The following is a 16,437-nucleotide window of genomic DNA, read 5'->3' as shown; positions in this document are numbered from 1 at the left end:
CTTGCGGACTCACCCGGGCATGGCGCGGGCGATGATCGCTTCGAGGTCGAGTCCGGGCGGCAGGGTGCCGTAGGAGCGGCCCCAGTCGCCGGACAGCCGCGAGGCGCAGAAGGCGTCGGCGACCGCGGGCGGCGCGAACCGCACCAGCAGCGACCCCTGCAGCACCAGCGCCATGTCCTCGGCGATCCGGCGGGTGCGCAGCTCGATCTCGTGCAGGTCGCCGAGCGACTTGCGCACCCGGTCGGCCGCGTCGTCGAGCCGCCGGTCGGCGCCGGCCGCCAGCGCGACCTCGCCGAAGAACGCCTCCAGCCCCTCGGGCTCGCGGGACAGCGCGCGCAGCACGTCGAGGGCGGCGACGTTGCCCGACCCCTCCCAGATGCCGTTGAGCGGCGACTCGCGGAACAGCCGCGGCATCTGAGACTCCTCCACGTAGCCGTTGCCGCCCAGGCACTCCAGCGCCTCGGCCGCGTGCCCGGGCGCCCGCTTGCACACCCAGAACTTCGCCACCGCCAGGGCCGTGCGGCGCAGCGCGCTCTCCGCCCGGTCGCCGTGCAGCGCCCGGTCGGTGGCGCCGGCCAGCCGGGTCATCAGCGTGGTGGCCGCCTCCGACTCCACGGCGAGGTCGGCCAGCACGTTGCGCATCAGCGGATGCTCGGCCAGCGGCCTGCCGAAGGCGGCCCGGTGCCCGGTGTGGTGCAACGCCTGGACCAGGCCCTGCCGCATCCCGGCCGCCGAGCCGATGACGCAGTCCAGCCGGGTCATGTTCACCATCTCCAGGATGGTGCGCAGCCCCCGGCCCTCCTCGCCGACCAGCCAGGCCACCGCGCCGTCGTACTCCACCTCGGCCGAGGCGTTGGACCGGTTGCCCAGTTTGTCCTTCAGCCGCATCAGGCGCATCGCGTTGCGCGTGCCGTCGGGCAGCACCCTGGGCAGCAGGAAGCAGGACAGGCCCCGGCCGGTCTGCGCGAGCACCAGGAACAGGTCGCACATCGGCGCGGAGTTGAACCACTTGTGGCCGGTCAGGGCGTAGGAGCCGTCGCCGCGCGGCTCGGCCCGGGTGGTGTTCGCCCGGACGTCGGAGCCGCCCTGCTTCTCGGTCATCGCCATCCCGGCGAGCAGCCCGCGCTTGCCCGCGGGCGGGCGCAGCCCGAAGTCGTAGGTGCGCGCGGCGAGCAGCGGCTCCCACTCGGCGGCCAGCGCGGGGGAGTGCCGCAGCGCGGCCACCGACGCGTACGTCATGGAGATCGGGCAGCCGTGGCCCGCCTCCACCTGGGACCAGATGTAGAACTTCGCGGCCCGGGCGACGTGGGCTCCCGGCCGGGCGGCGGTCCACGGCGAGGCGTGCAGCCCGTTCTGGACCGCGACGGTCATCAGCTCGTGCCAGGCCGGGTGGAACTCGACCTCGTCGATCCGCCCGCCGTACCTGTCGTGCGTGCGCAGGACGGGCGGATGGTCGTTGGCGAGCCGTCCCCACTCCTGGGCCCGCTCCGTCCCGGCGAGGACGCCGAGCCGGTGCAGCTCGCCCGCCGCCCAGTCGGCGTCCTCGCGCCGCACGCCGTCGAGGAGCGCGGCGTCGGCGGACACGTCGTGGCCGGTCAGCGGGGGAGCCTGGTTGAAGACGTCATGCGTCACGGATGCCCTCCGGTTGTGCGGGCGGCCTGGTGGTCTCCTCCTTTATCTCACTTTCGCTGTTTTATCCGATTTCCGGTATACCGATCTTCTGGGCGGCTTCCCTGACGAGGTCGCGGGCGTAGTCGTCGTCGCTCTCGGCGAGCACCCGGCGCACCCCGGCCGCCGCCCGCTCGTCGCCCCGCGCGGCCAGCCCGCGCACGGCCTCGGCCACCGCCGTGAGGCTGGTGTCGTCGAGCCGGGCGGCCAGCGCGTCGCGGATCCGCGCGTCGTCGGCCTCCAGCCCGGCCAGCCCGAGCGTCGCCCAGTCCCGCACGTCGGCGTCGGGGTCGGCCGTCATGGCGATCAGCAGGGCCAGGCCCTCCTCGTGGCCCGGCGGCAGGACGGCGGCCAGCGCGCCGGGGTCGGCCGGCGTCGGCGTGCGGCCGGGGCGGCCGAGGATGCCCAGCACCTCGGGCAGCGCCCGCTGGTCGCCGTGCTTGCCGAGCGCGTTGAGCACCGAGTCGAGGACGGGCTCGTCGCCCTCGATCCGGGCCAGCCGGCGCAGCGCCGCGAGGCTCCGCCCGGTCCGCTCGTCGTCCGCCGCGGGCTCGTCCCCGCCCTTCGCCAGCCTGCCCAGCAGGTCGGCCGCGAACTCGCGCTCGCGCGGCTCGTCGCTCAGGCACAGCGCGGTGGCCGTCTCGAACACCTCGTCGTCCTCCCTGGCGGCCAGCGCCTCGACGACGATCCACCAGGTCTCGTGGTCGTCGTCCGCGTCGCGGTGCGTGACCGCGCGCCTGACCAGATCGGGCACCGCGACGTACACGTCGGCCGCCCGCTCCAGGAGCGTCACCACGGCGGTGTGCCCGCGCTGGCTCTCGACCTCGCGCACCGGCTCGCCGTCCCCGTCGTACTCGGTCAGCGTGACGAGCTCGGTGCCGTCGCGGGTCATCGTCCGGGTCACCGCGATCCGGTGGTCCTCGGGGGACTCGTCGTCCCCCTCGAACTGCTCCAGCAGGGCGCTCTCCAGGTGGACGCCCAGCCACTCCTCGGCGATCGCCAGCGCCGTGTCGCCGTCGCCGTCGGGCCGCTCGGGGTCGACGCCGTGGGCCAGGAGCGCCTGGACGACGCCCGGGGCGCCACGCCTGGCGGCCAGCGTCAGCGCGGTGTCGCCGTCGTCGTTGGAGTCGTCGGCGTCGGCGCCCGCGGCCAGCAGCGTCTCGGCCGCCTCCCGGTGGCCCTTGGCGGCGGCCCAGAGCAGCGCGCTCCACCCGCCGGCCTCCTTGCCCAGCGGATCGGCGCCCGCGGCGAGCAGGGCCTCCACGATGGACGTGAGCCCCCGCGCGGCCGCACCGCACAGCGGGAGGCCCTCGTCGTCGTCGGCGTCGCCGCTGAACCGGTTGGCGTCCGCGCCGCGGGCGAGCAGCAGGTCCACGATCTCCGCCCGCCCGTCCACCGCCGCCCGGTAGAGCGCGGTCGGCTCGCCCTCGCCGGCCGGATCGGCCGTCCCGCCCTCCAGCAGCTCGCGCACCTGATCCACGTCGTTCCGGGTCACCGCGTCCAGCAGTCCTCGATCCATGAGCCGAGCATAGGGCCGCCGGGACGCGGTGGGCGCGGCCCCGGGGGAGGGAGTACTCCTTCCGGTTTCCTCCTCACGGAGGACGGCGTTCCGGGGGCGGCGGGCTAGATTGGGAAGGGTGACTGAGCCGGGTGGAATACGGGCCTCCGACGCTGAGCGGGAAGCCGTCGTCGAGCGTTTGAAGATCGCCTCGGTCGAGGGGCGGCTGACCCTGGGCGAGCTGACCGAGCGCACCGAGGCGGCCTACACCGCCGTCACCCGGGCCGAGCTCGACGTGATCACCTCCGACATCCCGCGCTCCGGCGAGGCGCCCGCCCCGGTCCCCGGGCCGCGGCCGCAGGGCGCCGGGCGGCGCTGGTTCGTCGGGGTGCTCGGCGACTCCAAGCGGCGCGGCAAGTGGCGGGTCGACCGGCAGCTCGGCGCGGTGGCCGTGATGGGCGACGTGGTGCTCGACCTGCGCGAGGCCGAGGTGCGCACCGGCGAGGTGGACATCGTGGCGACCGCCGTGATGGGCGACGTGAAGATCATCGTGCCCGACGGGGTGGAGGTCGACCTCCAGGGCATGGCGATCATGGGCGGCAAGCGGGTCGAGGTGGACCCGGCGCCCCTGGGGATGAACGTGCCGGTGATCCGGGTGCACGCCTACGCGGTGATGGGCGACGTCAAGGTGATCGGCCACTCCCGCGCCGAGCCGCTCAAGCGCGCCTGGGCGGCCTGGCGGCAGCAGTGGCACGAGGTCCGCCGCGACCTCGGCATGCCGCTCCCCCCGCAGCCCTACCCCGTCCAGCCCCCCGGCCCCTACGGCCACGCCCAGCCGCACCCCCAGGCGCCGTACGGCGGGCCCGCGCAGCCGCAGGGCCTCCACGGGCAGGATCCGCACGGCCGGGGCCACTGGCACGGCCACGGCTACCAGCGCCCGGCGGGGCCGTACGACGACGACCGGGGGCGCTGAGCGCTCAGGCGGTCGCGAAGGTCTTCTCGGCGCGGACGGCCTGGGCGTGCCGGTCCAGGATGAGCGTGGCGATCTCGGGAGCGGGGCCGAGCACGTCGGCGACCGCGGCCGCACCGGCGGTGAGAGCGGCCTCGCGCACCTTGTCCGCGAAGAAACCGGGCGCGAGCAGATAGGGCGCGACGACGACCCGGCGCGCGCCCGCCCTGGTCAGCCGCATGACCGCCTGCTCCGGGGCGGGGGAGGCGGCAGAGGCGTAGGCGGCGGTGACCGACCACCAGGGGCGGGTCCGCGCCCAGTCGCGGGCCAGCCGGGCGATCACCGCGTTGGCGCGCGGGTCGCTGGAGCCCGCGGACACCAGGACCACGGCCGTACCGGGGTCGCCGATCTCCACCCCGGCCTCGGCCAGCCGGCGTTCGAGCGCGGCGACGAGCAGCGGGTCCGGCCCGAGCGTCGCGCCGCGGTGCACCCGCAACAGCGGGCGCCGCGCCGTCACCTCGGCCAGCACGCCGGGGATGTCCACCCGGCTGTGGTACGCCTCGGTGAGCAGCAGCGGCAGCACGACCGCCTCGGACACGCCGTGCAGGGCCTGCGGCAGGGAGGGCGCGGCGTGGTCGAGATACGCCGTGCGCACGTCGAGACCGGTACGGCGGAGCCGTACCGCGTCGAGCAGGGATTCCACCGTCGCCGCGGCGCGCGGGTCGCGTGACCCGTGCGCCACCGCGATCAGCGGGACGTCGTCGGGGTTCATGAGGACTCTAGACGTGGATTCCGCACTCCGTCTTGCCCATGCCGGCCCACCGCCCGCTGCGCGGGTCCTCGCCTTCGAGCACCTGGCGGGTGCACGGGGCACAGCCGATCGACGGGTAGTTGTCGTAGTGCAGGGGGTTGATCAGGACGCCGTTGTCGGCGATGTAGTTGTCGACGTCCTCCTGCGTCCACCTGGCGATCGGGTTGACCTTGACCATCTGCCGCTTGGCGTCCCACTCGACGACCTTGATCCCGGACCGGGTGGACGCCTCGTCCCTGCGGATGCCGGAGATCCAGGCGAGGTACGGCTCCAGCGCCCGGTTCAGCGGCTCCACCTTGCGCAGGAAGCAGCACAGGTCGGGGTTGCGCCCGAAGAGCCGCGGACCGAGGTCGCGGTCCTGCTCGGCCACCGTCCTGGACGGCTCGATGTTGATCAGATTGACGTCGTACACCTGCTGGACGGCGTCACGGGTGCCGATCGTCTCGGCGAAGTGGTAACCGGTGTCGATGAACAGCACGTCCACCCCCGGCTTGACCCGGCTGACCAGGTCGATCAGCAGCGCGTCGCTCATCGACGAGGTCAGGCAGAGCCGGTCGCCGAAGGTCGCGGCAGCCCAGCGGATGATCTCCCGCGCGGAGGCGTCCTCCAGGAACTCGGCCGCGGACTCCACGATGTCCTGAAGGTCGAGGGCTCCGCGTTGTTCTCTCAACCCGATTTCTATGTCCACCAGTGTCATGATCGTACTCCGATACCCAGGAATTTGAGCTTGAAGGCGCGGGCGCAGGAGCGGCAGTACCAGCCGCCGTCGCCCTCGTGCGGTTCGAGATCCTCTTCACCGCAGTAGGGGCAGTGGAAGGGAACCGCTCGTTCGCTCATAGCGGCCTCACTTCAGATCTGCTTCGTCGGCGCGCTGGACCCACTCGGCGAAGGTCTCGCCCTCCTTCTTCTGGGCCGAGAAGTTCGTGACGACCCGCTCGACGTAGTCGGGCAGCTCGGCGGCGGTGGCCTTGAGGCCGCGGACCTTGCGGCCGAACCCCGGGTTGACCCCCACGGAGCCGCCCAGGTGGATCTGGAAGCCCTCGACCTGGTTGCCCTCGCCGTCGATCACCAGCTGGCCCTTGAGGCCGATGTCGGCGACCTGGATCCGGGCGCAGGAGTTGGGGCAGCCGTTGACGTTGATGGTCAGCGGGTCGGCGAAGTCGGGCAGCCGGCGCTCCAGCTCGTCGATCAGGTCGCTCGCGGTGGCCTTGGTCTCGACGATGGCCAGCTTGCAGTACTCGATGCCGGTGCAGGCCATCGTCTGGCGGCGGAACGTGGAGGGGTTGACCTGCAGGTCGTTGGCCTCCAGCTCGGCCACGATCGAGTCCACCCGGTCGGGCGCGACGTCGAGGACGACCATCTTCTGCTCGACCGTCGTGCGCACCCGGCCCGACCCGTGCCGCTCGGCGATGTCCGCGATGAGGTGCAACTGGTCGCCGCTCAGCCGGCCGACCTTGGGGGCGAAGCCGACGTAGAAGTTGCCGTCCTTCTGCGGGAAGACGCCCACGTGGTCGCGCCGGCCGCCGCGCGGCAGCTCGGGGGCCGGGCCGTCGGCGAGCTGGTAACCCAGGTAGTCCTTCTCCAGGACCTCCCGGAACTTCTCCGCGCCCCAGTCGTTGACCAGGAACTTGATCCGGGCGCGGTGCCGCAGCCTGCGGTAGCCGTAGTCGCGGAAGATCCCGCAGATCCCGGCCCACACCTCGTGCACCTGCTCCGGCCGGACGAACGCGCCCAGCCGCTTGGCCAGCATCGGGTTGGTGGACAGGCCGCCGCCCACCCACACGTCGAAGCCCTTGCTGCCGTCGGCCTTCTCGACGCCCACGAACGCCACGTCGTTGATCTCGTGCACCGTGCAGTGCGCCGGGCAGCCGCTCACCGCCGACTTGAACTTGCGCGGCAGGTTGGAGAACTCCTTGTCGCCGATATAGCGGTCGAGGACGTCCTGGATCTGCGGGGTGCCGTCGAGCACCTCGTCGGCGTCGATCCCGGCGAGCGGGCAGCCGAGGACCACGCGCGGGGTGTCGCCGCACGCCTCGGTGGTGGACAGGCCCACCGCCTCCAGCCGCTCCCAGATGTCCGGGACCGCCTCGACCTCGATCCAGTGCAACTGGATGTTCTGCCGGTCGGTGACGTCGGCGGTGCCCCGGCCGTACTCGTTGGAGATGTCGGCGATCACCCGCAGCTGCTCCAGGCTGAGCTGGCCGCCGTCGATGCGGACCCGCAGCATGAAGTAGCGGTCGTCGAGCTCCTCCGGCTCCAGGATCGCGGTCTTGCCGCCGTCGATGCCCGGCTTGCGCTGGGTGTAGAGCCCGAACCAGCGGAACCTGCCGCGCAGGTCGGCCGGGTCGATCGAGTCGAAGCCCCGCTTGGAGTAGATGTCGATGATCCGCTGACGGACGTTGAGCCCGTCGTCGTTCTTCTTGTTCTCCTCGTTCTTGTTGAGCGGCTCTCGGTAGCCCAGGGCCCACTGGCCCTCACCACGAGGGCGCTTGTGGTGGCGGTTCGCCGGCCTGGCCGGAACAGTCATGGCGCGCGTCCTTTGCGTCAACGTAGGCGGCTGGCGGCGCGCGGCTCAGGCGGCTCCCGGACACCCGCTCGTCGTCGAGCGCGGTCGGAGCACAGCGAAAAACGCCTGAGATGGCCACGCGCCCGATCTGGAAAGAACAGGGCGATGGTCAGCAGGCGTCAAGACAGATGGCGCTACGGACACGCAGGAGGTCGACGTGGCGTCGCACGACGAGAAGCGGATCCGCTGGCATGTCCAGAACGATACCCCGATAGACACGGATGTCCAATGTGGGGGTCCACACTTTGGACATCAACCTGCCCTCATGCGGCATTCCGGTTGCACTCGGGTGCCGTCTGTGTGTATGACCGCACCCGTACGTGGCACGCGCCCGGCTCAGCCCTGGAGGCGCCACGTCACGGGAGGCTCGGCCGGCGCGGGACGCTGGTGCTGGCAGTCGCACCAGGAGCCGCCGCGGCACTCCTCGTGATCGCCTTCTTTGCACTTCGCGCAGATCACCTTTCCATTATCTCCCCGGGCGGGAACGCCCGCCATGCCCCTGACCAGGCAGGTCGTATTCCCGGAGGGGTCGCGGGACGCCTGTGCGGGGAATGCTCAGGGGATGCGAGCCAACCGAACCGGCCCGTCGCCGTGACCGGGGTTTCCCGGTTCCCGCGGGGGGTAGCCCACGCGAAATCCGATCGTTGCGGGAGCGGCCCCACGCGGGACCCCTCCTGCGCCTACCGTTGGATCCCATGACGTCGACCGATGCTCCGTCGAGGCGGCAGCGCCCCAAACGGCGTGCCGTCCGGCTGAGCGCTGCGCGGGCGGGCGCCCGGGTGCTGAACCGGACGCGGTCCGCGCTGACCTGGACCAGGGCCACGGACGGCTGGGCCCTGGTCCGGGGGACCACCCTGGCCGGCGTCACCTACCGGGTCACCGGGCTGGCCGGCGAGGCGGCCTTCTTCGCCCTGCTCTCGCTGCCGCCGTTCGTGCTCGGCCTGGTGGGCATCCTGGCCCACCTGAGCACCGCGCTCGGGCCCGGCACGATCATGGAGATCCGCCAGTGGGTGGAGCGCCAGGCCCACCTGCTCTTCACCGACAACGCGGTGGACCGGGTGGTCACGCCGCTCATCGACGACGTGCTGAACGGCGGCGGCAAGATCCCGCTGATCTCGCTGGGCTTCCTGCTGTCGCTCTGGTCGGGGTCGCGGGCGCTCTACGTCTACGTGGACCTGATCTCGGTGGCCTACGGCCTGGGCGAGGAGCGCGGCATCATCCGCACCCGCGTCATGTCCTTCGGCCTGTACATCGTGGCGCTGCTCATCGCGCTCATCGTGATGCCGGTGCTGGTGGTCGGCCCGACGCTGCTGTCCGGCGTGCTGCCCCCGGCGTACGCGATGCTGGCCGACGTCCTCTACTGGCCGGTGCTGGTCGCCGGCTCCGTGCTGTTCCTGAGCCTGCTCTACCACGTGAGCGTGCCGGTGCGGACCCGCTGGTGGCGGGAGCTGCCCGGGGCGCTCCTCGCGCTGGTCATCTGGATCGGCTGCGCCGCCGTGCTGCGCGCGGTGCTCGCGGCCTGGTTCACCCCGCTGTCCGTCTACGGCTCGCTGGCCGCGCCCATCGCCGTCCTGCTCTGGCTCTACATCACCGCACTGGCCGTCCTCATCGGCGCCACGCTGAACGCTGAGGTGGACCGGCTGTGGCCGGTGGACGGCGCGCGGAGACGCTCCACACAGGCCCAGTCCGCTATCGTCTAGAAGGTCGCGACTGGCGCATCGAGGTGGGGCAACCACCGGGGAGCAGAGAGGCGGAGGCCGAGCGCCTGGGTCTTCGCGAGACGTTCAACTCAAGGAGCAGCGATGAGTCTCGCCCACGTGGATCCGGAGATCGCCGATCTCATCAAGGCGGAGGAGCGCCGCCAGGCCGACACCGTGAAGCTGATCCCGTCGGAGAACTACGTCTCCAAGGCCGTCCTGGAAGCGACCGGCACGGTCCTGACGAACAAGTACTCCGAAGGCTATGCGGGCAAGCGCTACTACGAGGGCCAGCAGGTCATCGACCAGATCGAGACGCTGGCCATCGAGCGGGCCAAGTCACTGTTCGGCGTGAACCACGCCAACGTGCAGCCCTACTCGGGCTCGCCCGCCAACCTCGCCGTCTACCTCGCCTTCGCCTCCCCCGGCGACACCGTGATGGGCATGGGCCTGCCCTTCGGCGGCCACCTCACGCACGGCTGGTCGGTCTCGGCCACCGGCAAGTGGTTCAACCCGGTCCGGTACGGCGTGCGCAGGGACACCGGCCGGATCGACATGGACGAGGTCCGCGAACTCGCGCTGGAGCACCGGCCCAAGCTGATCTTCTGCGGCGGCACCGCCATCCCGCGCCGGATCGACTTCGCCGCGTTCGCCTCCATCGCCCAGGAGGTCGGCGCGGTCCTCGCCGCCGACATCGCGCACATCGCCGGCCTGGTCGCGGGCGGCGCCCACCCCTCGCCGGTCGGGCACGCCGACGTCATCTCCACCACCACGCACAAGACGCTGCGCGGCCCGCGCGGCGCCATGCTGATGGCCACCTCCGACGAGCACGCGACCGCGCTCAACAAGGCCGTCTTCCCCGGCCTGCAGGGCGGCCCGCACAACCACACGACCGCCGCCATCGCGGTGGCGCTGAAGGAGGCGGCCGCCCCCGAGTTCGCCGCCTACGCGAACCAGGTGGTCGCCAACGCCAAGGCCCTCGCCGACGAGCTGCTCGCCCGCGGCTTCGACCTGGTCTCCGGCGGCACCGACAACCACCTGATCCTCATCGACCTGACCTCCAAGGGCGTGGCAGGCAAGCCCGCCGCGAAGGCCCTGGACCGGGCCGGCCTGGAGACCAACTACAACACGGTCCCGTTCGACCCGCGCAAGCCGTTCGACCCCTCCGGCATCCGCATCGGCACCCCTTCGGTGACCTCGCGGGGCATGGGCGAGGCCGAGATGCGGCAGATCGCCGCGTGGATGGACGAAGTGGTCACGGCCGTCGCCAAGGACGACGCCGAGGAGATCGTCACCCGGGTCCACCGGGAGGTCAGCGCCCTCACCGCGGCCTTCCCGGCCCCCGGCCTGAGCTGACCCGCACCGCCCGCGCCCGCCGTACGGAGCGATCCGTACGGCGGGCGCCGCCGTTCTCCGGTGGCCGCCACCGGGCCGCGCATCCCGGGTGAGGCATGCGGTGCGGGTGGCGGGCGACACGGGGGTAAATCAGGTGAAGCGGGGGAGGGGCGGCTGCTAGAGTCGCGTTCGAGCGGCCCCGTTCCGAGGTGGCCCCGGCGTCTGAGGAGGTGAGGACTATGCGGGTCTTTCTGACATGCCCCAGGTCCCTTTCCTCTCGGATGCCCGTGTCTCGTTAGGCACCTTCGCGGCATCCGCAATCCAAGGATGCTCACATGTCTTCACTGGCGAACGCCGGTTTCTCCGATCTTTCCTCGCTGGGCTGGGACGACTCCTTCGCGGACGCCCTCCCCGGCGGCACCCTGCCCGCCCGGGTGGCGAGGGTGGACCGCGGCGCGGCCGAGGTCCTCGCCGCCGACGGGCCGCACCACGTGCAGTACGGCGCGCGGGTGCGCAGGGCCGCCGCGGCCGACCCGGTGGCGCTGCCCTGCGTGGGCGACTGGGTCGCGCTGCGCACGCTCGCCGAAGGGCGCCTGGAGCTCGACGCGGTGCTGCCCCGCCGTACCGCGTTCGTCCGCGGCGGGGTCAGCCGCGACTCGCGGGGCGGCCTGTCCGGAGACGGCCAGGGGCAGGTCCTCGCGGCCAACGTGGACGTCGTCTTCGTCGCCGAGCCGGCGATGCACGCCACCGACTTCGCCGACCTCGGCAGGATCGAGCGGCTGGTCGCCCTGGCCTGGGAGAGCGGCGGCCGGCCCGTCGTGCTGGTCACCAAGACCGACCTGCTGGACCAGGGGCTGCCCGACCTGCTGGCCGACCTGTTGGCCGACATCGCCGCGGCCGTGCCGGGGGTGGACGTGCACGCCGTCTCCTCGCACGCCGGCGAGGGCGTCGAGCAGATCAGGGCCTACCTGGACGGCGCGCGGACGGCGGTCGTGCTGGGCGCGTCGGGCGCCGGCAAGTCCACCATGGTCAACGCGGTCGCGGGGGCCAGGGTGATGGTGACCCAGCAGGTCAGGGCGGGGGACGGGCGGGGCAGGCACACCACCGTGCACCGCGAGCTCATCCCGCTGCCCAGCGGCGGCCTGATCATCGACACGCCCGGCATCCGCCGGGTCGGCCTCTACTCGATCAGCGACGGCGTGGACCGGGTCTTCGCCGACATCGAGGAACTCGCGGAGCGGTGCAGGTTCGACGACTGCGCCCACCACGGCGAGCCCGGCTGTGCCGTGCTCGCGGCCGTGGACGAGGGCGGACTGCCCGAGCGGCGGCTGGAGAGCTGGTACAAGCTCCAGCGCGAGGCCGCCTGGATGGCCGGTCGGACGGATGCCAGGCTGCGCAACGAGCAGACCCGTAAGTGGAAGATCATCCACAAGGAGATGCGCCGCAGCGGCCGCAACCGGCCGTGACGCCACGCCCGCGGTCTCCCGCCTCCCGGAAACGGGCGGCGGGAGACTGAGGTGACGGTGGCGGGGTAGGGCCCGGAGTGCTATGGACGCTGAGCGGTTGAGGCTGCCCTTCGCCGACCGGACGGAGGCGGGCGTGCTGCTCGGCGTGCGGTTGCGCGCCCTGGGCCTGACCCGGCCGGTGGTGCTGGCCCTGCCGCGCGGCGGGGTCCAGGTGGCCGCGCCGGTCGCGGACCTGCTGGACGGCGCGCTGGACGTGCTGGTCACCAGGAAGATCGGGTATCCGCCGCAGCCGGAGCTGGGCGTGGGCGCGGTGGCCGAGGGCGGGGAACCGGTGTTCGACCTCGGGCTCATCGAGCGGCTGGGCATGACCGGCGGGGAACTCGCCGAGGTGGTCGAGGCAGAGCGGGCCGAGCTGGACCGCAGGGTCGCGGTCTACCGGCGGGGCCGGCCGCTACCGGAGCTGCGGGGCGCCGAGGTGGTCGTGGTGGACGACGGCCTGGCCACGGGCGGCACCGCGCGGGCCGCGCTGCGGGCCGTGCGCCGCAGGGGGCCGGGGCGTCTGGTGCTCGCCGTCCCGGTCGGCGCGGCCGAGACGGTGGCGGCGTTGCGCGAGGAGGCCGACGACGTCGTCGTCCTGGCCGAACCTGTGGGTTTCAGAGCGGTCGGTCAGTGGTATCTCCACTTCGGACAGCTCTCCGACGACGACGTTCTCGACGTTCTTTCCAAGCCCCGCTGAGGTCGCGCGGGGCCGGGTGGTGTCGCGTTGCGTGACGAACATACGGCAACGCGTGATCTCGCTGGTCAACGAGATCACGCGCCCGGAAAAAAGAAAATGCCGGGAGGAGGGGGAGATCAGGCGACGGCGCTGATGCCGGCACTGGCGGCGCGGCGCATGCGACGACGGCGCTCGGACGCGCGCTCGTCCTCATTGAGTCCGCCCCAGGTGCCGTACTTCTCCGGCCTGGACAGCGCGTAGTCAAGGCATTCCGCGCGAACAGGGCACTGGGCGCAGATGGCCTTGGCCTTCCGCTCGCGGATGTCTCGCTCCGGCTGACGCTCGCCGTCGGGCCCGAAGAAGAGTACGAGGTCCTCACCCCGGCACGCGGCGTCATCCTGCCAGCCCCAGCTGGGCCGCGGGCGGGCGATCTGCCGACGTACCTGAGACATGAGACAACCACCTTTGGTGAGAGGTATTTCGTGTTTATGCCGCATTGGACGCTTGTGACGTCCCTGATTCCAACGTTTGGAGCGGCCGTGGTGTTCCCAATGTCAAGTCAGTGCGTGCGAGGCATAGCGCACAGGCGTTAACCTGTCCAGCGATACCAGCCGGTAGGTCTTGATCGATTCGGCACATGCCATGCCGCACGGCGCAGAGAACACCGCCGGTTCGACCACGACCCGGAACCGGACGCCGCCGCAGCGCATGATCGCTTCGGTGACGTCGCCGTCCGACCTTGAGGATTCCACGGCCACTCCGCCGACCGAGAGCTCGCCCGTGTGTTCCCGGACGAAATGCTCGGCGGCCTGCAGTGGCTCAGGGATGCCCGCGCGCCCCCGGAAACGGTCGAGAACCACCTCGCCGTGCCGGTACGCGTCAGCCGCCGCGAGCGCGGCGGCCCCAGACATGCTGCCGTAGTAAAGCCCGTGTGGCAAGCACACCAGGTTGGCGGCGTATCGATCGCCGCCAACGTGTGACGTTTCCCACACCTTTCCCGGCAGCTCGCGGCTGAGAAGTCGGGCCAGGGGTAGTCCAATGCGGGCACAGCACGCGTTGCGCTTGGCGTGCGTGCAGACCAGAAATACCGGCTCGCTCACCAGTATGCAGGACTCCGGGACCACTCCGTGCACGAGCGCGTCCAGGTCAAGATCGTCTGGATCAGCGAAAACGCCCTCGGCCAGCCATGGGGCGTCGCCGGCCGCGTAGGCCACTAGCACATGGGTCCCCTGGTCCTCGGCGCGGGGGCGCCTGCCGGTGCGGCGGATGAGCTGCGGGCGCACGCCCAGCCCGGTCGCCCGTTCGACGAGCGCGTGCACCTTCTCGGGAAGCAGGCTGTCGGGCAGGTGCGACGCCCAGGGGCCGTTGTGCTCGATCAGGAGCCAGGTGCGAGCCTTGGAGGACGCGCTCGCCAGGATCGGCGCCTCGCCCGTGTGCAACTGGGGCGGATGGGCGCAACCGTTCGGTGGCGTCTCGGAAGCGTCTTGGCTCACGCGCACCTCTCATTCAACTTAGGCAATCCTAACCTAACTGTATGTCGGACGCCCGGCAAGCGGGAGGTCCGGGTCCACAAGCGGGCTCACGCCGTGTTCAGCGCGGCCTCCGCGGCGGGGAGGGCGGCCTCCCGGTCCCGCGGGACCAGGCCGATCCTGGTGCGCCGGTCGAGCAGGTCACCGGCGTCCAGGGCGCCCTCGTGGCGTACGGCCCACACCAGGTCGGCCGCGGTCACCCCGGGCCCCACCCGCTCGGCGAGCGCCGGATCCGCCTGGACGAGCGCGCGCACGGCCGGGGCCTCCGCCCCGTAACGCTCCACGAGCCTCCAGGGGGCGCGTACGGGCTCGGTGGCGGCGCCGACGAGTGGCAGGCGCCGGGTACGGCACGCGCCCGCCTGGAGCCCTCTCAGGGCCACGAGCCGGTCCACCGCGTCCTCGGCCATCCGCCGGTACGTCGTCAGCTTCCCGCCGACCACGGTCACCACGCCCTCGGGGGAGACGAGTACCGCGTGCCGCCGCGACAGGTCGGCGGTCCGCCCGGTCCCGGCCCCGGCGAGGAGCGGCCGCAGCCCGGCGTACGCGCCCGCGACGTCGGCCCGGCCCAGCGGCGTGGAAAGGACCGAGTTGAGCGCCCCGAGCAGGAACGTCACGTCCCGCTCCGGCACGTCCACCCCGTCCAGCACGTCGGGCACCGGGCCGTCCACCGGCTCGTCGGTGAGGCCGACGTGCACCCGGCCGTCCCGCTGGGGGAGCACCAGGGCGAAACGGGCGCGTTCCCCGGGGAGGGGCAGGTGCATGCCGGCGGGCGGGCCGTGCAGCGCGCCGGGACGCAGCACGAGATGGGTGCCGCGCGAGGGCCGCAGCGCGACCGAGGGGACCAGGCCGCCGGCCCACACCCCGGCCGCGTTCAGCGTCGCGCGGGCGCGCAGCCGGAACGTCTCGCCGGTCAGCTCGTCCCGCGCCAGCGCGCCGTCCGGGTACAGCTCCAGCGCGCGGCAGCGGGTGAGCACCCGGGCGCCGTGCCCGGCGGCGGTCCGCGCGATCGCCACCACCAGCCGGGCGTCGTCGGCCAGCCGGCCGTCCCAGGACAGCAGCGCGCCGCGCAGCCCGCCGGGCTCCACCGCGGGCAGGTGCTCGATCGCCTGCTCGGCCGTGAGCCGGACCGGGCCGGGCAGCAGGTGCCTGGGGGTGCGCGCGGCGGCCCTGAGCGCGTCGCCGAGCCGGTAGCCCGCCATCGCCAGCGCCTCCTGGCCGAGCGAGACGCCCCGGGTGAGCGGCAGCAGGTAGGGGTGCGCCCTGACCAGGTGCGGAGCGGTCCTGGTGAGCAGGATGCCGCGTTCCACGGCGCTCTCCGCGGCGAGCCCGAGCCGGCCGCTCGCGAGGTAGCGCAGCCCGCCGTGGATCAGCTTCGAGCTCCACCGCGAGGTGCCCGCGGCCAGGTCGCAGGCGTCGACGGCGGCGACCGACAGGCCGCGCGCCGCGGCGTCCAGCGCGGCGCCGGCGCCGGTCGCCCCGAGCCCCACCACCAGCACGTCCAGCACGGTCTCCCGCGCCTGCGCCAGCTCCCGGGCCCTGCGCGCCGCGTTGAGCGAGGTGTCGCCGGTCGCGCGCCGGCCGCGCCGCGCCGGCCTCACGGCCGCAGGTATCTGTCGAGCACGGCGGCCAGCTCCGCGTCCAGGTCCTCGATCGCGACCCCTCCGCCGCCCGGCGGGTCGGTCATGGTGGGGGCGGACAGCAGGAAGGACTGGGCGGTGAGGAGGACCGTGCGGGCCATGGCGGCGAGGGGCGGACCGCCGCGCACGACGCCCCGGGCGCGGCCCTCGGCGAGGTGGTGCTCGATCAGCGCCAGCATCGCGTCGTGGCTCCCGCCCCGCCGCTGCAACAGGTACGGCAGCAGCAGCTCGGGATCCACCTCGACGATCTTGCGCCAGAGCGGATGGGCCCGCAGCGCCCGCACCCCGGACACCACCGCGTCCACCGGGTCGTCGGCCCTGACCCGCCCGGCCACCTCGACCCACTCGCGGGTCATCAGGGCGGCGACCAGCCCGCGCACGTCGGGCCAGTGCCGGTAGATCGTCATCCGGGACAGCCCCGCGCGCCGCGCCACGTCGGTCAGCGTGGTGCGGCGGACCCCGACGGCCAGCACGCACTCGCGTGTCGCGTCGAGCAGGATGTCGCCGACGCTGTCTGTGTTGTGACGATTGGACGTCATATGTAACAGTGTAGACGTGCACTCGCC

General features: G+C 72.7%; 14 protein-coding genes and 1 riboswitch. Of the genes, 5 read left to right on the top strand and 9 right to left on the bottom strand.

The window, feature by feature from the left end:
* Positions 1 to 9: 9 nt before the first annotated feature.
* Together QSK26_RS13955 and QSK26_RS13950 are read right to left on the bottom strand one after the other, a co-directional pair.
* The gene (locus QSK26_RS13955) at positions 10 to 1,632 is read right to left on the bottom strand and encodes an isovaleryl-CoA dehydrogenase (RefSeq protein WP_285775526.1); all 1,623 of its coding nucleotides are present in this window, start codon (positions 1,630 to 1,632) and stop codon (positions 10 to 12) included.
* Positions 1,633 to 1,693: 61 nt separating this feature from the next.
* Entirely contained in the window at positions 1,694 to 3,187 is a 1,494-nt protein-coding gene (locus QSK26_RS13950) for an ankyrin repeat domain-containing protein (protein WP_285775525.1), read from the bottom strand.
* A gap of 118 nt (positions 3,188 to 3,305) precedes the next feature.
* Between QSK26_RS13950 and QSK26_RS13945 the strand changes: the two genes are divergently transcribed.
* Complete coding sequence (locus QSK26_RS13945; protein WP_285775524.1) at positions 3,306 to 4,139, top strand: DUF1707 SHOCT-like domain-containing protein; 834 nt, start codon at positions 3,306 to 3,308, stop codon at positions 4,137 to 4,139.
* Between the two features lie 4 nt (positions 4,140 to 4,143).
* Here the strand turns inward: QSK26_RS13945 and QSK26_RS13940 are convergent, their stop codons facing one another.
* From QSK26_RS13940 to QSK26_RS13925, 3 genes are all read right to left on the bottom strand, one after another.
* Entirely contained in the window at positions 4,144 to 4,887 is a 744-nt protein-coding gene (locus QSK26_RS13940; protein WP_285775523.1) for a sirohydrochlorin chelatase, read from the bottom strand.
* A 7-nt stretch (positions 4,888 to 4,894) separates the two neighbouring features.
* The gene (locus QSK26_RS13935; protein ID WP_285775522.1) at positions 4,895 to 5,623 is read right to left on the bottom strand and encodes a phosphoadenylyl-sulfate reductase; all 729 of its coding nucleotides are present in this window, start codon (positions 5,621 to 5,623) and stop codon (positions 4,895 to 4,897) included.
* 147 nt (positions 5,624 to 5,770) lie between these two features.
* Positions 5,771 to 7,453 (bottom strand): nitrite/sulfite reductase, encoded by a 1,683-nt coding sequence (locus QSK26_RS13925; protein WP_285775520.1) that lies wholly within the window; start codon positions 7,451 to 7,453, stop codon positions 5,771 to 5,773.
* 734 nt (positions 7,454 to 8,187) lie between these two features.
* Between QSK26_RS13925 and QSK26_RS13920 the strand changes: the two genes are divergently transcribed.
* From QSK26_RS13920 to QSK26_RS13905, 4 genes are all read left to right on the top strand, one after another.
* Complete coding sequence (locus QSK26_RS13920) at positions 8,188 to 9,192, top strand: YihY/virulence factor BrkB family protein (RefSeq protein WP_285775519.1); 1,005 nt, start codon at positions 8,188 to 8,190, stop codon at positions 9,190 to 9,192.
* 1 nt (position 9,193) lies between these two features.
* A riboswitch (ZMP/ZTP riboswitch) is annotated at positions 9,194 to 9,270 on the top strand.
* Between the two features lie 24 nt (positions 9,271 to 9,294).
* Complete coding sequence (gene glyA, locus QSK26_RS13915; protein WP_285775518.1) at positions 9,295 to 10,545, top strand: serine hydroxymethyltransferase; 1,251 nt, start codon at positions 9,295 to 9,297, stop codon at positions 10,543 to 10,545.
* Between the two features lie 314 nt (positions 10,546 to 10,859).
* Complete coding sequence (rsgA, locus tag QSK26_RS13910; protein ID WP_285775517.1) at positions 10,860 to 11,990, top strand: ribosome small subunit-dependent GTPase A; 1,131 nt, start codon at positions 10,860 to 10,862, stop codon at positions 11,988 to 11,990.
* 82 nt (positions 11,991 to 12,072) lie between these two features.
* Entirely contained in the window at positions 12,073 to 12,726 is a 654-nt protein-coding gene (locus tag QSK26_RS13905; RefSeq protein WP_285775516.1) for a phosphoribosyltransferase, read from the top strand.
* A 116-nt stretch (positions 12,727 to 12,842) separates the two neighbouring features.
* Here QSK26_RS13905 and QSK26_RS13900 read toward each other — a convergent pair whose 3' ends face one another.
* The 4 genes from QSK26_RS13900 to QSK26_RS13885 all read right to left on the bottom strand — a co-directional run bounded on the left by QSK26_RS13900 (position 12,843) and on the right by QSK26_RS13885 (position 16,410).
* Entirely contained in the window at positions 12,843 to 13,157 is a 315-nt protein-coding gene (locus QSK26_RS13900; RefSeq protein ID WP_084780399.1) for a WhiB family transcriptional regulator, read from the bottom strand.
* 102 nt (positions 13,158 to 13,259) lie between these two features.
* Positions 13,260 to 14,198, bottom strand: coding sequence for a sucrase ferredoxin (locus QSK26_RS13895; RefSeq protein ID WP_285775515.1), 939 nt, complete (start codon positions 14,196 to 14,198; stop codon positions 13,260 to 13,262).
* An 86-nt stretch (positions 14,199 to 14,284) separates the two neighbouring features.
* Positions 14,285 to 15,832, bottom strand: coding sequence for a glycerol-3-phosphate dehydrogenase/oxidase (locus QSK26_RS13890; RefSeq protein ID WP_285775514.1), 1,548 nt, complete (start codon positions 15,830 to 15,832; stop codon positions 14,285 to 14,287).
* On the bottom strand, positions 15,829 to 16,410 hold the full coding sequence (locus QSK26_RS13885) for a TetR/AcrR family transcriptional regulator (RefSeq protein WP_285775513.1): 582 nt from the start codon (positions 16,408 to 16,410) through the stop codon (positions 15,829 to 15,831). Before QSK26_RS13885 ends, QSK26_RS13890 begins: the two co-directional genes overlap by 4 nt.
* Between the last annotated feature and the right edge of the window lie 27 nt (positions 16,411 to 16,437).

Origin of the sequence: Microtetraspora sp. NBRC 13810 (assembly GCF_030268685.1) — a bacterium.
Taxonomy (GTDB): Bacteria; Actinomycetota; Actinomycetes; order Streptosporangiales; family Streptosporangiaceae; genus BSRQ01.
Note: the sequence above shows the minus strand (reverse complement) of the source record. Positions and strands in the feature narration are given on the sequence as shown.

What these genes read in the sequence shown, in the direction of transcription:
- QSK26_RS13950 (WP_285775525.1), bottom strand. Translation starts at nt 3,187, where the DNA reads ATGGATCGAGGACTGCTGGACGCGGTGACCCGGAACGACGTGGATCAG.
- QSK26_RS13940 (WP_285775523.1), bottom strand. Translation starts at nt 4,887, where the DNA reads ATGAACCCCGACGACGTCCCGCTGATCGCGGTGGCGCACGGGTCACGC.
- QSK26_RS13935 (WP_285775522.1), bottom strand. Translation starts at nt 5,623, where the DNA reads ATGACACTGGTGGACATAGAAATCGGGTTGAGAGAACAACGCGGAGCC.
- QSK26_RS13925 (WP_285775520.1), bottom strand. Translation starts at nt 7,453, where the DNA reads ATGACTGTTCCGGCCAGGCCGGCGAACCGCCACCACAAGCGCCCTCGT.
- QSK26_RS13920 (WP_285775519.1), top strand. Translation starts at nt 8,188, where the DNA reads ATGACGTCGACCGATGCTCCGTCGAGGCGGCAGCGCCCCAAACGGCGT.
- glyA (WP_285775518.1), top strand. Translation starts at nt 9,295, where the DNA reads ATGAGTCTCGCCCACGTGGATCCGGAGATCGCCGATCTCATCAAGGCG.
- rsgA (WP_285775517.1), top strand. Translation starts at nt 10,860, where the DNA reads ATGTCTTCACTGGCGAACGCCGGTTTCTCCGATCTTTCCTCGCTGGGC.
- QSK26_RS13905 (WP_285775516.1), top strand. Translation starts at nt 12,073, where the DNA reads ATGGACGCTGAGCGGTTGAGGCTGCCCTTCGCCGACCGGACGGAGGCG.
- QSK26_RS13900 (WP_084780399.1), bottom strand. Translation starts at nt 13,157, where the DNA reads ATGTCTCAGGTACGTCGGCAGATCGCCCGCCCGCGGCCCAGCTGGGGC.
- QSK26_RS13885 (WP_285775513.1), bottom strand. Translation starts at nt 16,410, where the DNA reads ATGACGTCCAATCGTCACAACACAGACAGCGTCGGCGACATCCTGCTC.